This window comes from Streptococcus sp. SG2 (genome assembly GCF_030439925.1).
Lineage (GTDB): Bacteria > Bacillota > Bacilli > Lactobacillales > Streptococcaceae > Streptococcus > Streptococcus gordonii.
In genome coordinates this window covers 456,324-474,084 of record NZ_JAQFJD010000002.1, presented here as the reverse complement: position 1 = coordinate 474,084, position 17,761 = coordinate 456,324, and the positions used below count along the sequence as shown (strand labels likewise).

General features: G+C 40.8%; 13 protein-coding genes. 2 read left to right on the top strand and 11 right to left on the bottom strand.

The annotated features are described in order from the left end of the window. Positions 1 to 70: 70 nt before the first annotated feature. Both PCY09_RS06070 and PCY09_RS06065 read right to left on the bottom strand, forming a co-directional pair. The gene (locus tag PCY09_RS06070) at positions 71 to 2,719 is read right to left on the bottom strand and encodes an SEC10/PgrA surface exclusion domain-containing protein (protein WP_227250344.1); all 2,649 of its coding nucleotides are present in this window, start codon (positions 2,717 to 2,719) and stop codon (positions 71 to 73) included. A 379-nt stretch (positions 2,720 to 3,098) separates the two neighbouring features. Further along, complete coding sequence (locus tag PCY09_RS06065) at positions 3,099 to 4,313, bottom strand: pyridoxal phosphate-dependent aminotransferase (RefSeq protein WP_008808439.1); 1,215 nt, start codon at positions 4,311 to 4,313, stop codon at positions 3,099 to 3,101. A gap of 389 nt (positions 4,314 to 4,702) precedes the next feature. Here PCY09_RS06065 and PCY09_RS06060 point away from each other — a divergent pair, with 389 nt between their 5' ends. Next, a complete protein-coding gene (locus tag PCY09_RS06060) occupies positions 4,703 to 5,155 on the top strand; it encodes a universal stress protein (RefSeq protein WP_011999938.1) in 453 nt (150 codons plus the stop codon). A gap of 37 nt (positions 5,156 to 5,192) precedes the next feature. Here the strand turns inward: PCY09_RS06060 and PCY09_RS06055 are convergent, their stop codons facing one another. Then, the gene (locus tag PCY09_RS06055) at positions 5,193 to 6,584 is read right to left on the bottom strand and encodes a Cof-type HAD-IIB family hydrolase (protein ID WP_045505670.1); all 1,392 of its coding nucleotides are present in this window, start codon (positions 6,582 to 6,584) and stop codon (positions 5,193 to 5,195) included. Positions 6,585 to 6,647: 63 nt separating this feature from the next. Here PCY09_RS06055 and PCY09_RS06050 point away from each other — a divergent pair, with 63 nt between their 5' ends. Then, entirely contained in the window at positions 6,648 to 7,610 is a 963-nt protein-coding gene (locus PCY09_RS06050; protein ID WP_061601532.1) for an asparaginase, read from the top strand. Between the two features lie 248 nt (positions 7,611 to 7,858). Here PCY09_RS06050 and recG read toward each other — a convergent pair whose 3' ends face one another. The 8 genes from recG to PCY09_RS06010 form a co-directional block, all read right to left on the bottom strand. Next, positions 7,859 to 9,874: an ATP-dependent DNA helicase RecG gene (recG, locus tag PCY09_RS06045; protein WP_125396881.1), complete on the bottom strand. Its 2,016-nt coding sequence runs from the start codon at positions 9,872 to 9,874 to the stop codon at positions 7,859 to 7,861. A 72-nt stretch (positions 9,875 to 9,946) separates the two neighbouring features. Further along, complete coding sequence (gene alr, locus PCY09_RS06040) at positions 9,947 to 11,053, bottom strand: alanine racemase (RefSeq protein ID WP_125396880.1); 1,107 nt, start codon at positions 11,051 to 11,053, stop codon at positions 9,947 to 9,949. After that, positions 11,043 to 11,405 (bottom strand): holo-ACP synthase, encoded by a 363-nt coding sequence (gene acpS, locus PCY09_RS06035; RefSeq protein WP_061412083.1) that lies wholly within the window; start codon positions 11,403 to 11,405, stop codon positions 11,043 to 11,045. The genes alr and acpS overlap by 11 nt, the downstream gene beginning before the upstream one ends. A 115-nt stretch (positions 11,406 to 11,520) precedes the next feature. After that, positions 11,521 to 12,552 (bottom strand): 3-deoxy-7-phosphoheptulonate synthase, encoded by a 1,032-nt coding sequence (locus PCY09_RS06030; protein WP_125396879.1) that lies wholly within the window; start codon positions 12,550 to 12,552, stop codon positions 11,521 to 11,523. Between the two features lie 22 nt (positions 12,553 to 12,574). Next, positions 12,575 to 15,091: a preprotein translocase subunit SecA gene (secA, locus tag PCY09_RS06025; RefSeq protein ID WP_008808430.1), complete on the bottom strand. Its 2,517-nt coding sequence runs from the start codon at positions 15,089 to 15,091 to the stop codon at positions 12,575 to 12,577. Positions 15,092 to 15,442: 351 nt separating this feature from the next. Next, positions 15,443 to 16,126 (bottom strand): B3/4 domain-containing protein, encoded by a 684-nt coding sequence (locus PCY09_RS06020; protein WP_125396878.1) that lies wholly within the window; start codon positions 16,124 to 16,126, stop codon positions 15,443 to 15,445. Between the two features lie 165 nt (positions 16,127 to 16,291). Beyond that, positions 16,292 to 16,879 carry a DNA-directed RNA polymerase subunit delta gene (gene rpoE, locus PCY09_RS06015; protein ID WP_045505656.1) on the bottom strand — a complete coding sequence of 196 codons (588 nt, stop codon included), beginning with the start codon at positions 16,877 to 16,879 and terminating at the stop codon, positions 16,292 to 16,294. 92 nt (positions 16,880 to 16,971) lie between these two features. Further along, positions 16,972 to 17,721, bottom strand: coding sequence for a CPBP family glutamic-type intramembrane protease (locus tag PCY09_RS06010; RefSeq protein ID WP_125396877.1), 750 nt, complete (start codon positions 17,719 to 17,721; stop codon positions 16,972 to 16,974). Positions 17,722 to 17,761 lie beyond the last annotated feature (40 nt).

The following is a 17,761-nucleotide window of genomic DNA, read 5'->3' as shown; positions in this document are numbered from 1 at the left end:
TAGGGTTTTAACTTACCCTAACTTCCGGCCTATTATCTTGTTTGCTATATCTATAGTTTTTTCAAAAAATCTAGTTTTTACTCTCTTTTTTATGCTTCCAGACCAGCAATGCAAAACCAGATACCAAAGCGAGAATTCCGCTCATCATCGCCCAGACCGAAAGTCTGCTTCCAGTATTTGGCAATTTTGAAGAGCCTACAGACGTCTGCATAGAATGATTTTCACCAGGGTCTGATGACGTCGATGCCACTCTGTTAGCAGGCGCTTTGCGAGTAGCAACTCCTTTAACAATCGGCTCCTCTTTCGTTTTCACTAGCGGATCTGGGCTAGGTTCTTGCGTCTGCATTTCCACGCTTGGATTAGACTGGACAGAGCCATTCAAGCGCTTCTCTGTCTGATCCAAAATATTTCGATAGTGATCATCGCGTTTTTGTTTCTCTTGAGCTTGGAGTTGAGCAGCTAAACTGTTATAAACTTTCTCTGCTTGGGCCTGAGCAGCTTTCAGCTCTGATAGAGTCTGCTGTTTAGCTGCTAGATCGCTAGTCTTATCAGTTAAATCCTTCTCAGCTGCTACCAGATTGGCTTGAGCTTGTTCCAGATTCGTTTGAGCATCCTGCAGGTTAGCTAAATTCTTTTGGGCTTGATCCAAAGCGGTCTGAGCTTGAGCAACTGCCGCTTGGGCGGCATCACGCTTTGTTTTAGCCTCTTCCAAAGCCTGATTGGCCTGAGCCAATGCTTTTTCTTCTTGAGCTAGTCTATCTCTGGCTACAGCTTGGGCGGCCTGAGCAGCTGACAAGGTCACTTGAGCTTTTGAGAGGGCAGCTGCCTTATCTGCCTGATCCGAATTCGCAAGATTCAGTGCCTCTTGAGCCTTAGATAATTTTTCTTGATTCTTTTCTAATTCCTGTTTAGCACTTGCTAGGGCGGCTTGGGCAGTTGCAAGTTCTAGAGGCGCTTGCTTGGCTTCATCTAATTGTTTCTGCGCTGCTTGCACCGCAGTCATAGCTTGGTCATAAGCAGTTTGAGCTGCTGTTTTTTCTGCTTGTGCTTGATCATGAGCGCTTTTAGCTTGATCATAGGCTGCCTGAGCTTGGGCTAAAGCTTGCGGATCACTAGAAGTAGAATTTCCACTAGCTGTTAAAGGTGTAGCATCAAAGTTATTTTTTGTCGCATATTTAACTTGATCTTCAGAAACCATGGTGAAATGAGCTACCGTGATATCACTCTCCATCGAGAAATCAACGCCTAGATAATTTTTCTGGCTTCCTGTATTAAGTCCAGAAATTGATTTGGCATGAACCCATTCATAGCCATTATACATAAATTCAACAAGAGAGAAGTAGATGTCGCGCTTCATATCTGCCACGCTCATCTGAGCTGTATTAGCTCGCCAGATATAGGCATTTTCATAGTATTGAAGCCCTTGTTGCTCTTGCTCAGAAGTGGTCGTGACCAATCCATATTCACGAGCCACCCGATTTATACCCCAAGTATCATGGTGATAGCGATTCATCAAATCCCAGTTCCAATTGTCATTTCTGTATGCTTGGGAAACTTTGTCAGCAAACTCTAAAGATGATGGCGTTAGTAAGGTTTCACCTGTTCCCATTTGAGCACGCAATTGGTTAATTAATTCTGAAGCAAACTGTGATAACTCTCTACGAACCTCATAAGGAATATTATTGGTATCATACATTTTAGTGCTATCATTCGGATCTGCTATGTAGTTATTGTAAGACTTGGCCTTATCGTTAACTGCTGTCAACGTTGCTTCAATCTGACTGATTTGAGACTGTGGTGTATTTGGATCAGCCAACTGTTTCAATGCAGCAATATATTCCGGCGTCATGTAAAGCCTGTTTTTGTTGTTAGAAACAGATGGTTTAAGACTGTCATTTTCAGTATCCAAATTTGCCTGTGCCTGACTGAGCTTAGCTTGAGCTTCAGTTTCCTGAGAACTTGCTTTATCCAAAGCTTGTTTAGCCTTTTCAGCATCAGAGTCTGCCTGAGCTTTATTTGAAGCAGCCTGATTAATTTTTTCTTGACGCTGACTATCTGATTGCTCAGCCTTGTTCACTTCCTCTTGTGCCTCATTGACTGCAGCCTGACTATTGGCTACATCTGCTTTTGCTTGTTCAAGATTTGCAGAAACTTCTGCACTCGATCCTGCTTGAGTTTTTTGGGCCTGTTCCAAATCAGCTTGAGCCTGACTAACCTTTTCGTCTTCTTTTTTCAGAGCTTCTTTAGCCTCTTGAGTTTTTTGAGCTTGAGAGTTTGCCTGATTCTGACTTTTATCAAGTTCAGTCTGACTTGCTTGAGCTACTTTTTCTGCTTCCTTCACGGCTTCGGTCTGATTAGCTACAGCCTCTCTTGCTGCTTCTTTAGTAGCAGAAGAAGCTTGAGTTCCTTCTTCAGCAGTTTTAACCGCCTCTTTTGCCAATTCAGCATTCGCTTTGGCAGTGTCTACAGATTTTTCTGCTTCCTTGACTGCAGCTTCCCCTTCTTTGACCTGCTCATTCTTTTGATCTAAGCTATCTTTAGCAGCATCAACTTCAGCCTTATTTACCGCTGAAACAGCTTGGGCACTTGTCCCTTGATCAGTCGCGTCTTCTGGCGCAGGCCTGCCTTCTGCTACCTGATCAGCTTTGACCTCTTTGACAAAGAGCAAAGACAAAGCAAGGGCACCAACAGAAAATGCACTCAGCATTTTTTTAAACATAAAAACTCTCCTTTGTGTTTAAATCTTTTCATCATTAGTAAAATAATGATGGAATTATTCTACCATCTTTAGATTTGACAGAAAAGTGGGGATGAGGTTCATTTGGACTTCAAACAAGAGAATCGAAAATTTTGTCATTAAAATGTTACATAAAAAATATATGAAAACTTGATAAAAACAAACAAAATTTCCATTCCTATTTTTTTAGACCAGCTTTTATGTCATTTATTTCAATTTTTTAACAATTTTAAAACTAGAATTATTTACTAGAAAAAGAAGTTAATTTCAAGGTCATTCGATACGGTGATTGAGGCTCGTTTCATTTAAGCAACAAAAAAAGAAGAACATTTCGTTCTTCTTTTCACTTTTATTAACTTAATTAGCGCCGGTATTGTTGCAAGAAACGAGTCATTTTTTCTTGCACTTGGGCCAATTCATCCACACGTGGCAAATATACAATCCGGAAATGATCAGGATCCTTCCAATTGAAGCCTCGGCCGTGTACTAGTAGAATCTTTTCTTGTTTTAAGAAATTTAAAACAAACTGCTCATCATCATCGATCTCATACATTTCGCGATCAATCTTAGGAAAAATGTATAGACCTGCCTTTGGCTTGACTGCAGAAAGACCCGGGATGTCATTGATAGCTTTATAAATGAAGTTACGCTGTTCGTAGATACGACCGCCTGGCAACAATAACTCATCTACAGACTGATGCCCTCCCAATGAAGTTTGAACCACCTGTTGGGAAAGAACATTGGAACAGAGACGCATATTGGATAACATATTCAATCCTTCAATATAGCCTTGAACATGCTTCTTAGGACCTGACAACGCCATCCATCCAACCCGGAAACCAGCAATGCGGTGAGATTTTGACAAACCATTCATACTAACACAGAACAAATCGGGTGCTAGGCTTGCAATAGCTGTGTGCTTCTCACCGTCCATAACCAAACGGTCATAGATCTCGTCTGCAAAGATAATCAAATCATTCTGACGGGCAACTTCAACAATGTCTTCTAACACTTCCTTCGGATACAGGGCTCCTGTTGGGTTATTTGGATTAATCACAACGATAGCTTTGGTGTTTGAAGTAATTTTTGATTTAATGTCATCAATATCTGGATACCAATCCGCTTCTTCATCACAAAGATAATGAACTGCATTTCCGCCAGCTAGGCTCACTGCTGCTGTCCACAATGGATAATCCGGCATAGGAACCAGAACTTCATCTCCATTGTCTAGCAGGCCTTGCATAGACATTACAATCAGCTCACTGACACCATTTCCTAGGTAAATGTCTTCAATTCCAACGTTAGGAATATTTTTGAGCTGGCAATATTGCATAATAGCCTTCCGAGCTGAGAACAATCCCTTAGAATCAGAATAGCCTTCACTACTACGAGCATTGATAATCAAGTCATGAATGACTTCATCTGGAGCAGTAAAGCCAAACTCAGCTGGATTTCCAGTATTTAAACGCAAAATCCGTTCACCATTCGCTCGCATGCGCATAGCTTCTTCGAGAACTGGGCCACGAATATCATATGCTACATGCTCTAGTTTGACAGATTTATTGTATTCTTTCATTTTGAACTCCTCGTTTCAATCAATCGTCTTATTATAACTCAATTTTTCTCAAAAATCCAAAAAATATCACAAAAATATTGATAGAAAAAATGATTATAAATTCCTGTAAGGGAAGCTCTTTGCTCTTCGTTCAGCTATTTGAGCCTTGATTTCTTTTCATTTTTTAACGAGAATTTCTCCCCTTCTTACCGAAAATTGCTTTACTTCTTTCATGAAAAGGTTTACAATATAAATATAAGAGAATTTTCAGCAAGGATTGGAACTCTTAAAACAATCTTCATATTTTATGAAATAGAATTCAAGTTGAAAGCCAGGTTTTTCTTAACCATCGTTTTCAACAGGTTCCTAAACTGCTGAAACTTTCTTAGCATCTTTATGGAGGTAGGCTTATGTTACAAAAATATGAAAATATTCTAGTTGCAATTGACGGTTCCCGTGAAGCAGAATTGGCATTTGAAAAAGGAGTCAATGTTGCGCTTAGAAACAAATCTCGCTTAACCATTGCTCATGTTATTGATACTCGCGCTCTTCAAAGTGTATCAACATTTGATGCTGAAGTATATGAAGAACTGCAGGAAGATGCAAAGAAATTAGTCGCTGGCTATGAAAAGAAAGCTCGTGAGGCTGGTGTTGGTGATGTTGTTACTGTAGTTGAACTTGGAAATCCTAAAACTTTACTAGCAACAGAAATTCCAGATGAACAAAAGGTTGACTTAATCATGGTTGGAGCAACAGGTCTCAATGCTTTTGAGCGTTTATTGGTCGGTTCTTCATCTGAGTATATCCTACGCCATGCTAAAGTTGACTTGCTCGTTGTCCGTGATAGCGAAAAAACCTTATAGACATTTTGTTTTAGATTAAAAAAAAACTGAGATTATCTCAGTTTTTTTCTTTGGAGCCACAATTTTTCTCGTAGGCTTTTATCTGTCTTTCTAATTCTTCTTTAATGGCTGGTTCTGGCGCGTATTTCTCTTCCCAATCATCCGGTTTTAAAATTTTATGAGTTACTGGATCAAAATGGGCTTTACCGTCAGGGAAAATTTTACCCATATTGGCTTGATGGACAATTGTAAAAAGTCGCTCTGGGTCCACCCCCATTAAAACAAAACTTCCATAAGTAAAGTAGAGTGTGTCAATCAAGGCATCTACTTGACCAACTAAAGAAATCTCTGCTGGATTCTTTCCCTTAACTTTGGTAGCTGCCTTGTCTAGAGCATCGTGCAAGTGGGCAACTGCCTCGTCAAACTCTTCTTCTGAACTACTTGAAGCACGCAAAAATTCCACTAATTCTTCAAGTTTAAAGGCTGCCCGATGGCGAGCTCCTTCAGGCGTCCATGCGATCGGTTCTTCCTGAGTCTTCTTATCCATGACTCCATGAAATTCTTTAACCTTATTAAAATGATGGTCACTACTAGTAAAGACTTTCTCACTTGCTAAAATACCAAAATGCTCCAAGGCTTTATGAATCCCGTCTTGACTATTGCTGGTCGTTGTATGCTTGGCAACTTCTTTAACCTTACTAGTTCCATTTCCCATTGCAATCGACATGCCTACTCCCGACAACATTTCAAGATCATTGTCTGAATCGCCGAAAGCCATCACTTGGTTAATATCAAAGCCATATTCTTTTCCTACACGCGCGATTCCCTGCAACTTTGAGGTATCCCCATTGATGATGTCTGCCGCATAGGGACTAGAACGAGTAAACTTCAAATCTGGGAAATATTCCTCCATAGCCTGAGTTTCTTCAGGTGTAGCCAACATCACCACTTGATAAATGGGCTCTCGCGAAATATCTAACAGATCGTCTTTCTGTTGTGGAAGAGCTTTACTAACAACCCTGTTAAAGCCATAACTAATATAACGTGCAAAACCTTTAGGCACAAAGCGACTGCTCCACTGAGAGAATTTGCTCATGCCAAAGCGCATAATATGACTGCCAACCATATCTGTTTCTGTTCCAAGAGCAATTTCCTTTTTATGCTTTTTGGCATAATCAATGATTTCTCGAAGACTAGACTTATCAATAGGGGTCGCAGAAATGACCTTTTCCTTTGAAAATATATACTGGCCATTATAGGTAACTGCAAAATCCAAATCCAAATCTTTCATGAAAGATTGGACGAAAAAGGGACCTCTTCCTGTGGCCAAACCGACAAAAATACCTTGTTCTTTCAGACTCTGAATAGCCTGCTCTGTTGATTTGAGGACAGTTCGGCTGTCATTGACCAGGGTACCATCAATATCAAAAAAAACAGCTTTTACTTCCATACTTCTTATTCTTTCCTTTTATGATAAAATAAATTATAACACAATTTGGAAAGAAGCTCATCTATGAACAAAAAAATATTGGTATTGCATACTGGTGGCACCATTTCTATGCAGGCTGATGGAACTGGTAAAGTCGTAACAAACGACGAAAATCCTATGAATCATGTTACCGTCCCCTTGGAAGGTATCCAAGTTACGGCTCTCGATTTTTTCAATATCCCTAGCCCCCATATGACACCAGAACATATGCTTCAACTCTATAAAAAAATCAAAACCTCTTCTAAGGATTTTGATGGAGTCGTCATTACCCATGGGACCGATACCCTTGAAGAAACAGCATATTTCCTAGACACTATGGAAATCCCTGACATCCCAGTCGTCCTCACAGGTGCCATGCGTAGTTCAAACGAGCTAGGTAGCGACGGGGTCTATAATTACCTTTCTGCCTTGCGTGTAGCTGCTGACCAGAAGGCTCACGGCAAGGGCGTCTTAGTCGTTATGAATGATGAAGTTCACGCAGCCAAATACGTTACCAAGACTCATACCACAAATGTCAGCACCTTCCAAACTCCAACCCACGGCCCCCTTGGACTTATCATGAAACAAGAGGTTCTATATTTTAAGACAGCTGAGCCACGTGTTCGTTTTGACTTAGACAAGATCACCGGTTTTGTCCCTATCATCCCTGCTTATGCTGGCATGAAGACTGAATTACTAGATATGCTTGATTGCAACCGTCTTGATGGCTTGATCATTGAAGCTTTCGGGGCAGGCAACCTGCCTCAGGAAGTCGCTGAAAAATTAACCTATTTTATCAATCAAGGAATTCCTGTTGCCTTGGTATCCCGCTGTTTCAATGGTATAGCTGAACCTGTCTATGCCTACTCAGGTGGAGGTGTGCAACTTCACGAAGCAGGTATTTATTTCGTTAAAGAGCTAAATGCTCCTAAAGCCCGTCTTAAACTCCTTATTGCTCTCAATGCAGGACTTTCAGGCCAAGAACTAAAAGAGTATCTAGAAGGATAAACAAAAACCAGCCGAGATTAAATCTCGACTGGTTTACTATTTTTCATCAGGATTATGAAAGGAGGGGTAATGAAAAATAGATATTCTACCTACTTACCGTATGTAGAAAAAATCTTTTCTGAATCCTTGAAAACTTTTTTATAATCTACGTGAATATTTACTGTCATGATCAATACCTCATTTCTTTTGATTGACTTTATTATAGGCAGTAAAACTTAAGACATTCTTATAAAAAACTTTCAAAAAGCTTAATCCAAATAATCTTGTTTATCCAAATGAAGAGCCACTAGATGCCAGTTAGGATCCCTCCTCCATTCTTTATTCTGCACAATTTGGCTAGCTACCTTTCTCGCTTCTTCCAAGATAGGGTAGTCCTCTACGATATCAGCCACTTGAAATTCAGGAATGCCGGACTGACGGGTTCCAAAAATCTCTCCTGAACCACGCATTTTTAAATCTTCCTCAGCAAGTACAAAGCCATCTGTCGTTTCCGTCATGATTTTCATACGTTTCTTCCCGGACTCTGTTTTTGGATTTGCGACAAGAACGGCATAGGATTGTTTATCACCACGTCCCACACGCCCGCGCAACTGATGGAGCTGGCTGAGACCAAAACGATCAGCATCCATGATGACCATAATCGTTGCATTGGGCACATTAACACCCACTTCAATGACTGTTGTGGACACTAAAATATCTACTTCTTTATTCTTGAAGTCCTGCATAATAGCCTCTTTTTCGTCACTCTTCATCTTCCCATGAAGGAGAGAGACTCGGGCATCTCCTCCAAAGTAAGCTTGCAGTTCTTCTTCTAAGTCAATAGCATTTTTTAGATCCAGAGCTTCTGATTCCTCAATCAAAGGAGAAATAAAATAAACCTGAGCTCCCTTTACTAATTCTTTTTTTATCCAATCGAGTACGATCTCGAGTTGCTCATGCTTGACCCAACGGGTAATAATGGGCTTTCGTCCCGCCGGCATTTGATCAATAATGGACACATCCATATCCCCGAAAGCCGTAATGGCCAAAGTTCTGGGAATGGGAGTAGCAGTCATCATGAGAACATCAGGATTATCTCCTTTTTCTCGTAAGATACGACGCTGAGCAACCCCAAAGCGATGCTGTTCATCTACAATAACCAACCCTAGATGATGGTATTGAACACCATCTTGGATCAAAGCATGGGTCCCAATTACCATATCTACCTGACCGAGCTCTATAGCCGACAAAGTCTCTTTACGCTCAGCTGCTTTCATACTACCGGTTAATAAGGCTAGTTTTAAATCAGGAAAGAGCTGACTGAGGCTTTCAAAATGCTGTTCAGCTAAGATTTCTGTTGGAACCATTAAAGCCGATTGATAACCAGCCGTATGCACAGCATACATGGCCAATCCCGCCACTACTGTCTTCCCACTTCCAACATCTCCCTGTAAGAGTCGGTTCATGTGGGCAGGCGACTTCAAATCAGACAAAATTTCAGCCAAAGCCCTCTCCTGAGCTCCTGTCAGAGGAAAAGGTAGCTGACTTTTTTTCTCTTGTAGCTGCTCTTCCTGCCAATCCAGTACCAAACCATTGCTGACATCCTTCGTTTCCATTTTAAGCACCTGAAGTTGCATTTGGAAATAGAACAATTCTTCGAATTTTACACGACGTAGTGCCTGTCTGTATTCTGACAAATCTTTTGGAAAATGCATGGCTCTCACTGCTTCTGCTCGAGACAGCAAGTGGTAGCGTTCCAACAAGACCTGGGGTAAATTTTCTTCAATCAGTAAATCCAAGCCTTGGTCAAAAGCTGTTTTAATTAATTTAATCAGGCTTGTCTGGCTAATCCCCTGAGCCACCCGATAAACTGGCTGCAAATCGTCTTCGACCTGAGCCAAGAGCTTCATCCCAGTCAAGCTAGCTTTAGCCTTATCCCACTTTCCAAAAATAGCAATATTTGCCCCCACTTCAACCTTATCCGCCAAATAAGGCTGGTTAAAGAAATTGACTGCTAGAATGACTTCCCCTTGCTTGATTGAAAAGCGGAGACGATTGCGCTTAAACCCGTAATACTGAACATTTGCTGGTGTCGCAACTATACCAGAAATGACGGCTTTTTCTCCATCCTCTAGATCAAGCACCTGCTTGCTTTGAAAGTCTTCATAGCGAAAAGGCAAATACAGTAATAAATCCTGCAAGGTCTCAATACCAAGCTTGGCAAACTTTTCTGCTGATTTCGGTCCCACTCCCGGCAGAACCGATAAAGGTTGGTGTAAATTCATAGTTCCTCTTTCAGTTCTAGCATCAAATCGCTTTCTCTAACTACATATTTTCATCAAGGAGACTTAAACTAATTAATTCTTGTAAATTCTTGGTACCCGATCACTAATCAAACAAACTACTTCATAGTTAATCGTCCCTCGTTTCTCAGCAACATCAGTCGCCGAGATACTTTCTGTTCCGCTCTTACCAATGAAAACAACTGGTGTACCTAGAGGATATTTCTCCGGCAAGCGAACTGTAATCTGGTCCATGGATACTCGACCAACTATTGGACAACGTTGACCATCAATGAGAACGTCAAAACCTTGCATATCCCTAGTCCAGCCATCGGCATAACCCAGTGGAATTGTTCCAATAAATTGTCCTTCATCCGCTGTGTAGGTTGCTCCGTAACCAACATCAGCTCCCGCTTCCACTTCTTTGACATGAACCAATTCTGAAACCAAAGAAAGAGCTGGTTTTATATCATAAGGCAGTTCCAAAACACTACCGCTAGGATTGAGACCATAAATAATATCTCCCAAACGAACAGCATTCATAACAGTGTCAGCATGCCAAAGAGAAGTAGCTGAATTGCTAGCATGAATAATCGGCGGAAGATCGTCTAAGTCTGCTAAGATTCCCTTAAAACAAACTAATTGCTCTTTAAACTTACTAGCATCTGCCTCATCAGCTGTCGCAAAGTGAGTAAAAATCCCTTCTACTTGAACACCAGCTGACTGGAGACGATTGATAGCTATCTGAAGTGACTGGCTATCCCTAAAGCCAATCCGGCCCATACCAGAGTCCACTTTCAGGTGTGCAACCAGACCTTGCAAAGGCAAGCCTGAAGCCTCCAGTAAGTCCAGCCATTCTAAGCTAGCCACTGTCAATGTAATCTTGTGTTCAATCGCCAGAGGGACTACCTCTATGGCTGAGACACCTAAAATTAAGATTTTTTTGTCCAGGCCGCCTTCTCTTAATTCCAAAGCTTCGTCAATGTTTGAAACACAAAAACCGTCTACAATATCATCAATATAACGTGAAACAGCTACTGCACCATGGCCGTAGGCATTAGCTTTAACGACAGCCCATTTTTCAACATCTTGAGGCAAATGAGCTTTTAATTGCTGAATATTAAAGTGAATTGCTGACAGATCAACAAGTGCTTGACTTGGCCTATGTATACTAGTTTTCATCTCTTTCCTCCAAAATAACGCTAGCCATTACTAGGGTACCTGCATGGCTAATAGACACCCAAATCTTCCCAGAAAAAGGGGCTTTTGTGAAGACTGGAGCACCTCTTTCATCATTCAAGACTTCTAAATCTTGAAAACTAAGCTTGCCAATTCCTGTCCCCCATGCTTTAGAGAAAGCCTCTTTAGCTGACCAGCGACCGGCCAAATATTCTATCTTTCGCTTGCCAGAAAGTTCTTCAAAACGAAGCCATTCCTTGTCTGTCAAGACTTTTTTTGCAAAGCGAGCATGTTTTTCGTAGGCCCGCTGAATAGAAGATAACTCCTCTATATCAATTCCATGTCCTATAATCATCTTTGTTCTCAGAATGAGACAAAACTCAGTTGGAAATCCAACTGAGCTTGCTGCATTCCGACCAATTGGCGACATTTTCTTTTGCCAAACGGTCCCTTTCATTTCAATAATAGAGTTATTTTTCTAAATGGCTATAAATTTCTCGAATCAACTGTTCAGTCTTGTCCCATCCCAAGCAAGGATCTGTAATGGATTTTCCAAAGACCTCTGGCTGATCTTGTCGGCCATCTTCCAAATATGATTCAATCATAAAGCCACGAACACTCTGCTTGATCTTTTTATTCCAGTCTCGATTTAAAAGAGTCTCGCGAACAATCCGCACTTGCTCTAAATATTGCTTGCCTGAATTGTCATGGTTCGTATCAACCATGATGAAAGGATTGGACAAACCTAACTTTTCATAAGTAGCAATCGCTTCAAGAAGATGTTCATAATGATAATTCGGCTCATTCTTACCATTGGCATGAATTGCACCACGAAGGATGGCGTGGGCCAGAGGATTTCCTGAAGTCTCCACTTCCTGAGAGCGATAGAGAAAAGTCTGTTTATTTTGTGCGGCGTAAATGGCATTAAACATCACAGATAAATTACCTGAAGTCGGATTTTTCATTCCTGCAGGAGTAGACAAACCTGAAGCAACAAAACGGTGTTGTTGATTTTCAACCGAACGTGCTCCTACAGCCATATAAGAAACCAGGTCATCCACTAGAGATACATTTTCAGGATAGAGCATTTCATCAGCTGTAGTAAGGCCAGTCTCTGTAATAACTCGGTAGTGCAGATGGCGAACTGCCTTAATACCAGCTATTAAATCTGGAGCTCCTGCTGCATCAGGCTGATGAATCAAGCCTTTATAGCCGTCACCATTTGTACGGGGTTTGGCTGTATAGACCCGCATAACTATGAAAACATGTTTTTTTACTTCTTCCTGAAGGGCAGCCAGACGTTTAGCATATTCTAAGACCGCTTCTTCATTATCAGAGGAGCAAGGACCTATGACCAATAAAATCCGCTTGTCTTCTCCTCTGAGAATAGCAGCCAACTCCTGGTCGCGAACTTGCTTCGTTGCCAAAGCTTTTTCATCAAGCTGAGACAAGGTACGAACCTGCTCTACGTCAACAATAGGACCTCTTGTTGTAAATGTCATTCCAACTCCCCCTCAATCTTTTTTAACGACGGCCGTGGCAATTTTTAAACTTCTTACCTGAGCCACATGGGCATAATTCATTCCGGCCAACCTTTGCCAAATCAACATCTGCTGGCAGATCGGATTCTTGCGCTGAGATATTTCGTGTTGCTGTTGTTACAATATTATGCTCCGTACGAGGACGCTCTTGCTCGTGAATTTGTGCTTTCATCATGAGACGGGTCACATCAAACTCGATTGAACCAATCATATCGTTAAACATTCTGAAACTTTCAGATTGGTATTCAACAACAGGATTATTTTGAGCATAACCTCGAAGACCTACAGCATTACGAAGCTGATCCAATGCATCAATGTGATCTGTCCACTTGTTATCTACAACACGTAGAATCAATACTTTTTGGAATTCTCGAACAGCTTCTTCATCACGAAGTTTAGCAATTTGGCTATTGTAGACTTCTAAAGCACGTTCGTATAAGTTAGCCTTTATTTCCTCATCAGATAAACCTTGAAGGTCGCTCAAAGAAATTGACTCTTCTGGAACCAAGTTATACTTAGCAAAGTACAAAATTGAATCCAATTTTTCTTCTTGAGGAGCTCTGCTATTTCCATCAACAAAACGATCAATAGTCCGTTTGATCATAGCGTGAATCTCTGGAGCCAAATCCCGGTTAGCTGTGATAACATCATGACGTTCAGCGTAGATGATTTCACGCTGTTCACGCATCACATCGTCATACTGAAGGACTTGCTTACGAGTATCATAGTTATTTCCTTCAACCCGTTTTTGAGCCGCTTCAACTTGGCGTGTAAACATCTTAGACTTAATGACAGACTCTTCTTCGCTCAGTTTGAAACGATCCAAGACAGCTTTGATTCTCTCAGAACCAAAACGACGCATCAGCTCATCTTCAAGAGATAGATAGAATTGAGATTCACCTGGATCTCCCTGACGACCAGAACGTCCACGTAACTGATTGTCAATACGACGGCTTTCATGGCGCTCTGTACCAATCACACAGAGACCACCCAATTCGCGAACGCCTTCACCCAACTTAATATCGGTACCACGACCAGCCATATTGGTTGCAATTGTAACAGCACCCCGTTGGCCAGCATTCATAATGATTTGCGCTTCACGATAGTGGTTCTTAGCATTCAATACCTCATGAGGAATTCCTGCTGCAACCAGCTTTTTAGAAAGATAGTCACTGGTTTCAACTGCAACTGTACCGACCAGAACAGGCTGTCCTTTAAGATGGCGTTCTTTCACGTCTTCCACAACTGCCTTAAATTTAGATTCTAAACTAGGGTAAAGTAAATCCTCATGGTCAATACGAGCAATTGGACGGTTAGTTGGAATTGGAATAACACGGATATTATAAGTTTCGCGGAATTCTTCTTCCTCAGTCTTAGCTGTACCAGTCATCCCAGACAGTTTTTTATACATACGGAAGAGGTTTTGGTAGGTAATAGAAGCAGATGTCTTAGTTTCATCTTGAACCGGAACACCTTCCTTAGCTTCAATAGCCTGATGAAGTCCGTCAGAATAGCGGCGTCCTTCCATGGTACGACCGGTGAACTGGTCAACGATTAGAATTTCTTGTTCTTCGCTAACCACATAATCGATATCCAAAATCATGATATAGTTAGCACGCAAGGCATTATCAATGAAGTGAGTCAATGCCACATTTTCAATATCATAGAGATTATCTAATTTGAAATAGCTTTCAGCTTTGTCAATTCCAGAGTCAGACAGGCCGATTGTTTTTGATGGCACGTCGATGATATAATCATCCTTGTTAAGACTCTTAACGAAGCTATCCGCCATGTGGTAAAGCTGATTAGTTTCAGATGAAACTGGTCCAGAAACAATCAGAGGGGTTCTAGCTTCATCGATCAGAATGGAATCCACCTCATCAACTAGGGCATAGTTAAGTGGACGCTGAACCATGTTTTCAGCACGAACTACCATGTTATCACGGAGGTAGTCAAAGCCAATTTCTGAGTTCGTTGAGTAGGTGATGTCACAAGCATAGGCTTCTCTCTTCTCAGCTGGAGATTTAGCAGCCAAGTTAATACCAACTGAAAGCCCTAACCAAGAGTACAGTTCACCCATTTCGGTCGCATCACGCTCTGTCAGGTATTCATTGACCGTTACAACGTGAACTCCTTCTCCTGCCAACGCATTCAAGTAAACAGGCATGGTCGCAGTAAGAGTTTTCCCTTCACCTGTACGCATCTCTGGTACGTCACCATGATGGAGAACAATCCCCCCCATAATCTGTACTGGATAAGGATAGAGACCAAGAACACGCTTCGCGCCCTCACGAACAACTGCGAAGGCTTCATAGAGCAAGTCATCTAAACTTTCGCCATTCTGATAACGTTGTTTAAATTCATCTGTTTTAGCCTTTAGCTCCTCATCGGATAAGGCAGCCATCTGGTCACTATAAGCAATGACCTTATTTGCCATTTTCTCTAATTTTCTTAATTCACCTTTATCATTTTCGATAATTGTTCTTAAAATATTTGCCATTTTTATCCTTACTTTATATTCTTTCTGATTTTAGAATGTTCTTTTCATTATAGCATTTTCTCCTATAACTTTCAAGAAACTTAAGCATTTTTATACCGAAATAAAGCCTTCTCTTTGATTCATTCCCACAATTTAACTCTACTTTTATTTCACGTACCAAAGTAAGCATTCAAGATAAATAATGATAAGTTTTTCCGGTCAGTTATAGCATTTTCTCCTCTCACACCCTCTATCAAAACAACTGTCCTTTTTGTTAAAAAAAGCCTCTTTCAACCAAGAGGCTTTTTATACGAAATATAGGAGAGCAATGTTTCAAACTGAAACCGATAATGTCTATCCCCCGCTACTAAATCAATCTTCAGCTTGCTTGATAACCAATGCCTCAAACTTCATATCTGGCATGCATTCTTTTAAGTCAGACTGGATTCGCTTCAAGGCTTCCAAACGCATCTCAACGGAAGTATTAGCATTCCCTTGAATGATAAAAATTGCATCTTTGGTATCATCATCAAACTTATAGAGGTCACTATCTCGAATATCTAACCAAGCTAAAATCCCTTTGTCGTCGCGATAGACATAGTCTGTTTTAGCTACGTGTTTCTCCTTAGACAAAATTGGCAGAAAGGTATCTTCTCTTTGACTGACAGTGAACTCAATCTTTTCTCCAATTTTATTATAATCATGTCCGCCAATAGCTAACAGGGATTGCAAGGCTTCTACATTATAAATATCGATAATCGTATTGATAGAAGGAAGAGACCCGCGATGGCGGATATTTTTAATCAGAGCTGGAACAGTTGGAGGATTTTTTTTGACACTGCGACCTACACGTTGCAAGATATCTTCATAGCCTTGAATAATCGGTGATTGGAGAACCTGATCTAGGTCACAACTTAGAGCCCACTCTTCTCTTTCCTTTTTCTTTTTTAGAAAGGTTAGAGATAATTCTGCATGCGGATTGACATTTTTAGCAATACCAATGACTACACTTTCAATTCCTAAGTCGCTTAGGCTTCGATCCAGGATAAATTTCATCGCAGCACCCTCCCTGTCGTCGCTATTTTCTGTTTATTCCCCATCATTATACGACTTTCTTAAGTCTGTTTCAAGGCCAAAGAACACTCTCTCCTTGACTTGTATTTAAAAAAGAATTCGATTCTGACAAAAAAGACTGGAGCTTTTTTGCCCCAGTCTCTCTTTTTATTCTTCTTCGCCCTCTGCATCATCGTCAGAAAATTCATCATCTTCTTCATTGATGTCAACATCTTCGTCTAGATCATCCGGAGCAATCTCATTGATTTCAGCATCATAAGCGTCTGCTTCATTCTTCTCATCGTCTGGATTTTCATCGTCATAGTTGAGTGCAGGATCTGCTTCGTATGAATCCTCATCTTCTGGATCATCATCGCTGTAGTCGATGGCATCCTCATCACCATCCATAAAGGCATTAACGCGTTTTTTCTTCCGTGATTTCGGACTATCTTCTTCATCAGTCTCTTCAAGCGCGATAATTTCCTCGTCCACTTCATCAATTGCATACCAAGAACGAAGGCCCCATTTGTTGTCACCAAGCGGAATAAAGCTTCCGTCAACATTTAGCTCAGTATAGAACAATGGTAGAGCTTCTCGGATTTCGCTGTTTGATTTTTCTAAATAAGTTTGGATTTCATTGACAAGGTCATTAAAATACATCTCATGGTCACGACCACGCAATTCTAAAATCGCACGCGCAACTTCAATCATAGAAAGCTCACTTTTTTCCTGTCCAGCAAATACTTCTAATTCCAAGGCTTTTCTCCTTTTTTGTCTTTCCCTACTATTTTACGCTAATTTCCAAAAATAGTCAAAGGGTTACCATTTATATTTTAAGTTAAAATTTTTCAAATTTCTAAAAAAACGAATCTGAGCAAATCAACTACAGTATGAGCTGTTATAGCGCTGTAGAGCCCCTGTTTCCGAAGCAAAAAAGCAAAAGGCAAGCCGAAAACAAGACTAAGAATAACGACACTTCCTATATCAAACTTTTCCAAACCAAAGTGAATCAGAGTATGAGGCAAGGTCAGAATACCATAAACCAGCATATTCTCCATTTTTGAAAAAGTATCTTTTTTAGTCAGGTAAATGATAATAGCAAAGAAAAATAGTCTAAAAGCTACTTCTTCAAATACACCTGCGCGGAGGGCATTTAGAACAGCCTGAACAGGAAAAGAGCCTGGTAGACTCATAGGCTTGTGGGCCAAAACGAGATTGAAGAACCCCAGCACAAATCCCACAAGAAGCCCCGAAACCAAAGCAAGAGCTGCTTGTTTCAGACTATTAAGTTTTAAAATGGTTCTGAATTTTTCCCTTTCCTTCAATAAAAGACTGCTAGACAGATAAGTCAGGACTGTCAAAGCAGCAAAAATAGGATTCGAAAAGATGGCCAAAAACCCCAGAATAATAGCTGTTACCCAGTCATTTTTTGAAAGTTTGCGGTAGTTCTTAGCAATTACGGTCAGGGCCATACCAGCTAATAAAAGGAGCCAAAAAAGCGCTGCATTATGAAATAAAAGATTGACTATTAGCCAATAGAAAATAAAAAAGAGAAGAAGCAAGCCTAGCTTCAGATAAGATTTTTTACTGCTTTTCATGCTCGACCTCCTTCACGAGTGCTATGGACTAGCGACAGAG